General features: G+C 47.3%; 5 protein-coding genes and 2 pseudogenes. All 7 read left to right on the forward strand.

Annotation, left to right across the window (positions count from 1 at the left end; all coding sequences use genetic code 11):
* Positions 1 to 417 (forward strand): cobalamin-dependent protein (locus BP861_RS08315; protein ID WP_292374331.1); only part of this gene is annotated, 417 nt, incomplete at its 5' end.
* A gap of 26 nt (positions 418 to 443) precedes the next feature.
* Positions 444 to 1,931 (forward strand): annotated as a pseudogene (gene mttB, locus BP861_RS08320) ([trimethylamine--corrinoid protein] Co-methyltransferase).
* A 32-nt stretch (positions 1,932 to 1,963) separates the two neighbouring features.
* Positions 1,964 to 2,617 (forward strand): methyltransferase cognate corrinoid protein, encoded by a 654-nt coding sequence (locus BP861_RS08325; RefSeq protein ID WP_292374333.1) that lies wholly within the window; start codon positions 1,964 to 1,966, stop codon positions 2,615 to 2,617.
* 365 nt (positions 2,618 to 2,982) lie between these two features.
* Positions 2,983 to 4,044, forward strand: a complete 1,062-nt coding sequence (locus BP861_RS08330) for an EamA family transporter (protein WP_292374335.1) — start codon at positions 2,983 to 2,985, stop codon at positions 4,042 to 4,044.
* 1 nt (position 4,045) lies between these two features.
* A complete protein-coding gene (locus tag BP861_RS08335; protein WP_292374337.1) occupies positions 4,046 to 4,342 on the forward strand; it encodes a hypothetical protein in 297 nt (98 codons plus the stop codon).
* A gap of 15 nt (positions 4,343 to 4,357) precedes the next feature.
* Positions 4,358 to 4,507, forward strand: coding sequence for a hypothetical protein (locus tag BP861_RS08340; protein ID WP_292374339.1), 150 nt, complete (start codon positions 4,358 to 4,360; stop codon positions 4,505 to 4,507).
* A 62-nt stretch (positions 4,508 to 4,569) separates the two neighbouring features.
* Positions 4,570 to 5,717, forward strand: a pseudogene (gene mtbB, locus BP861_RS08345) ([dimethylamine--corrinoid protein] Co-methyltransferase); the annotation flags it as partial.

Below are 5,717 nucleotides of genomic sequence, written 5' to 3' on the forward strand. Positions count from 1 at the left end.
ACAGCTCTTAAGGATCTTATGCCTGAAGGGGCTTCCGGCTCAAAGCTCGGTGTTATTGTGAACGGTACCGTAGAAGGTGACGTCCATGATATTGGAAAAGCAATTGTTTCCACCATGCTCCAATCTGCTGGTTTTGAAGTGCACGACATCGGCCGTGATGTTCCAATCAAGAACTTTATCGCAAAGGCAAAGGAAGTCAATGCTAATATGATTGGAATTTCCGCCCTTATGACCACAACCCTTCAGGGGCAGAAGGATGTAATTGAGCTCCTCAAGGAAGAAGGTATGAGGGACAAAGTAAAGGTCATGGTAGGCGGCGCACCCGCAACCCAGGCATGGGCTGACAAGATCGGCGCAGACTGCTATGCTGAAAATGCAAGCGAGGCTGTTGCAAAAGCAAAAGAGTTGCTGGCATAAATGATTCTAATTCGGAGGTTATAAAAATGGCAAAAAATAATGCAGTTGCTGGATTTAACGCACTCAATGGTGTAGAATTAAACCTTTTTACCACTGATGAACTTAAAGCAATTCACTACGCAACCATGGAAGTTCTGATGAACCCCGGTATCCAGGTCTCTGACCCCGAGGCAAGGCAGATCTTCAAGGAAAATGGCTGTGACGTTGACGAAAAGACTAACGTTGTAAAGATCCCTGAATATCTTGTAAGAAGAGCCCTTCAGCTCGCACCATCCAGATTCGTCCTCTGGGGCCGCGACAAGAAGTACAACACCGTGCAGGAATGCGGCGGCAAGGTTCACTGGACCTGCTTCGGTACCGGTGTCAAAATGTGCAAGTATCAGGACGGCAAGTACGTAACCGTTGACTCCGTCGAGCAGGACATTGCAGACATTGCAAAACTCTGTGACTGGGCTGAAAACATCGACTACTTCTCTCTGCCTGTTTCCGCAAGGGACGTTGCAGGTCAGGGTGCACAGGACGTCCACGAGACCCTCACCCCACTTGCAAGCACCTCCAAGCACTACCACCACATTGACCCTGTCGGCGAAAACGTCGAGTACTACAGAGACATCGTAAAGGCCTACTACGGCGGCGATGAAGAAGAAGCAAGGAAGAAATCTATCTTCTCCATGCTGGTCTGCCCGACAAGCCCTCTTGAGCTCAGCGTTAACGCATGTCAGGTCATCATGAAAGGCGCACGCTTTGGAATGCCTGTAAACGTCCTGAGTATGGCAATGTCCGGCGGATCTTCTCCTGTTTACCTTGCAGGAACCCTTGTTACACACAACGCAGAAGTCCTCTCCGGAATTGTGCTTGCCCAGCTTACTGTCCCCGGAACCAAAGTCTGGTACGGAAGCTCTACTACAACTTTTGACATGAAGAAGGGCACTGCCCCCGTCGGATCTCCCGAACTCGGTCTGATCAGCGCATCTGTCGCAAAACTCGCCCAGTTCTATGGCCTCCCAGCATTCGTGGCAGGCACCTAGTCTGATGCAAAGATCCCAGATGGCCAGGCCGGACACGAAAAGACAATGACCTGTCTCCTCCCAGCTCTCTCCGGAGCAAACACCCTGTACGGTGCCGGTATGCTTGAGCTCGGTATGACCTTCTCTATGGAGCAGCTCGTTATCGACAACGATATCATCAAGATGACAAAAAAAGCCCTCCAGGGAGTCCCTGTAAATGAGGAAACCCTTGCTGTCGAATCCATCCAGAAAGTAGGCATCGGAAACAACTTCCTTGCACTCAAACAGACCAGGCAGCTTGTGAACTACCCCTCTGACCCCAAGATCATAGACAGGCGCATGTTCGGAGACTGGGCAGCAGCCGGATCAAAGGACCTTGCATCCGCTGCACACGACGTAGTTGTAGACGTTCTCAAGAACCACCAGGTAACCCCAATCGACGCAGACATCCTCAAGGACATGAAGGCAATCGTGGACAAGGCTGACAAAGCCTTCAGAGGCATGTAATTACAATATTCAGATATTCAGGAGATCTAAAAATGGCAAACAAAGAAGCAATCATTGCAAAAGCAAAAGAAGCAATCACTGATTTTGACGACGAACTTGCAGAAGAAGTCGCAGCTGAAGCCCTTGCAGCAAACATCGACCCTGTAGAGCTCATTGAGAAGGGCTTTACCGCAGGCATGGAAGAAGTAGGGGAAAAATTCGGCCAGGGTGAACTTTTCCTGCCCCACGTGCTCGCAGCCGCCGAGGCAATGAATGCCGGTATAAAAGTTATCACACCGGAAATGGAAAAGCGCAAAGCTAATACCAAGAGCCTTGGAACCGTTGTTCTCGGAACTATCGAAGGCGACATCCACTCCATCGGAAAGGACATTTTAGCTTCTATGCTCAAAATTGCCGGTTTCAAAGTTGTGGACCTTGGAAGAGATGTCCCAATTAAGAACTATGTCGATACTGTAAAGGAAGTCAAACCCCAGATTGTCGCATCCTCCGCACTTATGACAACCACAATGGTCAACCAGATCCAGATCGAGGAGCAGCTGAAAGAGGCAGGTGTCCGCGACCAGGTCAAGACCATGGTTGGTGGCGCTCCTGTTACCCAAGACTGGGCAGACAAGATCGGTGCAGACATCTATGGTGAAAGTGCCAACGATGCAGTCGCCAAGATCAAGGCAACCCTGAACGTCTAATAAAGCAGCCTTAGCAAACAGTTTAAACTGCAGAAAATGTATTTAAGAGTACATTTTCTGCAACACTCTATTTTGTTCAATTTTTGTGAAACTGTAGCTTAGGATATAGCTGTAAGAGCTCTTACAGATCAATACCGCTCATGGGAATATTATAAAAACGGCTTAAAACGATTGTAAAAATGGTAACTTAGATGCAATCTGAAGAGCAAATAAAAACAGCAGTTAAAAGGGAGTTTGAATCAAAAAAATTGGAAAATATTCCCAGAGGTATAAGACCCACAAAAAAGAGCTTTTAGGCTGACTTTCAGGCTGTGGAATGTGGACTGGAGATTATGTCCCGAGGGAACTCCACAGCGTTCTGAAAAATGGAGGGAGTTTTCGTGGATTTGAAAGCTTTAAAAAAACAGGAAAGTAAAAGAAAGATCAGTAAAGGGTATATGTGGGCCTTTTTCTGTGCTTTATTCTGGGGAATCTGGTATTTGCCAGGAACCGTTGTTTGGGTTCTTAACCCGTTTGATAAAATGAATAGTGCTATTGCTGAAACAAGCGGAGATGGCATAGCTCTCGTTGTGACTGCTGTACTGATTACTGCCTTTAATGCATTGACTGTCATGCTAGCGCTTATGGTCTGGAACGGAGTGCTTGGAAAATACAAAGAACTGGGCAGGACACTTAGAGAATTCCACACCTGTTCTAAATGGTTCTTCCTGGCTTCTATATGCGGTGGCCCAATGGCAATTCTTGGTTCTTTTATTGCTATGGGTTTTATCGGCGGATCGTTTGCAGCTGTTGCAGGCCTTCTTTATCCTGTCATAGGCTCGATTCTTGCCTATTACTGGTACGGAGAAAGGATCTCCAAAAGAGCAGCAATCGGTATTGCAGTTATCGTTCTTGGAGGTGTCTCAATCTATGGTGGTGGGCTTCTTAACGAACTTTCTTCAGGAAATGTCCCCTGGATAGGGTATCTTGGAGGTTTGATGGCTGCCATAGGCTGGGGTACTGAAGGTGCAATTGCAGGCAAAGGGCTAGATATTTCAGAGCCTGATGCCGGGTTGACTCTTCGCTTCCTTGGAGAAAACATAATCTGGTGGATCATAATTGTGCCAATTCTCGCGCTTGTAGGCTTTCCGATGTACTCGTTTGCAGTGCAGGCTTTCGAGCCTTTAACTCTGCTGATCCTGATCTTCGCAGGCATTACATTTGGTTTCTGTTATGTTACCTGGTACAAATCATTCCCGCTTATAGGAGTAGGAAGAGGTCAGGGCATAGGGAACCTCTATGGGTTCTGCGCGGTCATATTCATATTCCTATTCTTTGGAGACGTTCCAGATTGGACGATTATTTTGGGCGGTCTTCTCTGTATCGCAGGGAGTTTCATTATGTTTACTGAAGACACAAGTGCACTTGAAACCCTGAGAGGTGACTGAAGTGAGTGGAAAACGCCCTATCAAATTCAAAATCTTGGAGCTTTTCCTAGACGGAAAGGAATACTGGAACTATGAAATCGTTCAGAAGATCCAGGAAGAATACGGTATGAGGAGTGATTTCCAAAGGGATAGCATTAACTTTGACATCATCGAACTGGCATCCGGAGGAATGCTGAAGGATGTGGAGCAAAAAGTTGACGACAACGGAATCTACAAAAAAGGTTTTCTACTGCACAAATACAAGATAACGGACTTTGGTATACAGCGAGGCTCTGATGCTTGCCTCAGATATGTGTGATTGGAGGATATAAAAATGACACAAACAGCAGCGGCTATAGAAGCTTATAATGCATACTGGGCAAATTCCATCATACCGGCAGCAGATGTCCTGTGGATGGTTTTTATCCTTATTTTGGCGATAGTAGCCCTCTGGCAAGCCAGAACCTTTGTTTCCAAATTTTAAACCCCAGAACATAGTTTTCAAAATCTGAAAATTAAAGATAACAAGAAAGGAGGATTAAAAAAATGGCAACTGAATATGCTTTGAGAATGGGAGACGGTAAACGCATCTTCCTTACCAAAGAACAGATAATGGCAGAGATTGAGGCTGGTACTGCAAACGCTGCCGATCTTGGTGAGATTCCTGCTCTTAATGCTAATGAACTCGACAAACTTGCAGAAATCCTTATGATGCCTGGCAAGGCTGTCAGTGTTGAACAGGGCATGGAAATTCCCGTAACGCACGATATTGGTACTATCCGACTTGACGGTGACCAGGGCAACAGCGGTGTTGGCATTCCTTCCAGCCGCTTAGTTGGCTGTATGACACACGAGCGTGCTTTTGGTGCCGACACAATGGAACTCGGTCATATTGACTACAGCTACAAGCCAGTGAAGCCTGTAGTATCAAACGAGTGCCAGACAATGGAAGTCTGCCAGCAGAACATGGTCATTCCTCTGTTCTACGGTGCAATGCCGAACATGGGACTTTATTACACCCCTGACGGACCATTCGAGAACCCTGGAGACCTTATGAAGGCTTTCAAGATCCAGGAAGCATGGGAATCAATGGAACACGCTGCAGAACACCTGACAAGAGACACTGTATGGGTCATGCAGAAACTCTTTGCCTCCGGCGCAGACGGTGTTAACTTTGACACAACCGGCGCAGCAGGCGACGCTGACATGTACGGTACACTCCATGCAATCGAGGCCCTCAGGAAAGAATTCCCTGATATGTACATTGAAGCAGGCATGGCTGGAGAGTGCGTACTTGGTATGCATGGAAACCTTCAGTATGACGGAGTAACCCTTGCAGGCCTCTGGCCTCACCAGCAGGCGCCTCTGGTTGCAAAGGCCGGTGCAAACGTTTTCGGTCCAGTTTGCAATACTAACACCAGCAAGACATCAGCCTGGAACCTTGCCAGAGCAGTTACCTTCATGAAGGCAGCTGTCGAAGCATCCCCAATTCCATGTCATGTTGACATGGGTATGGGTGTCGGCGGAATCCCAATGCTTGAGACTCCTCCAATTGATGCAGTTACAAGGGCAAGCAAAGCAATGGTAGAAATTGCAGGCGTAGACGGCATATAGATCGGAGTCGGCGACCCATTGGGTATGCCGATTTCCCACATTATGGCTTCAGGTATGACAGGTATGAGAGCTGCAGGAGA

Source organism: Methanosarcina sp. UBA411 (assembly GCF_002495725.1).
Lineage (GTDB): Archaea > Halobacteriota > Methanosarcinia > Methanosarcinales > Methanosarcinaceae > Methanosarcina.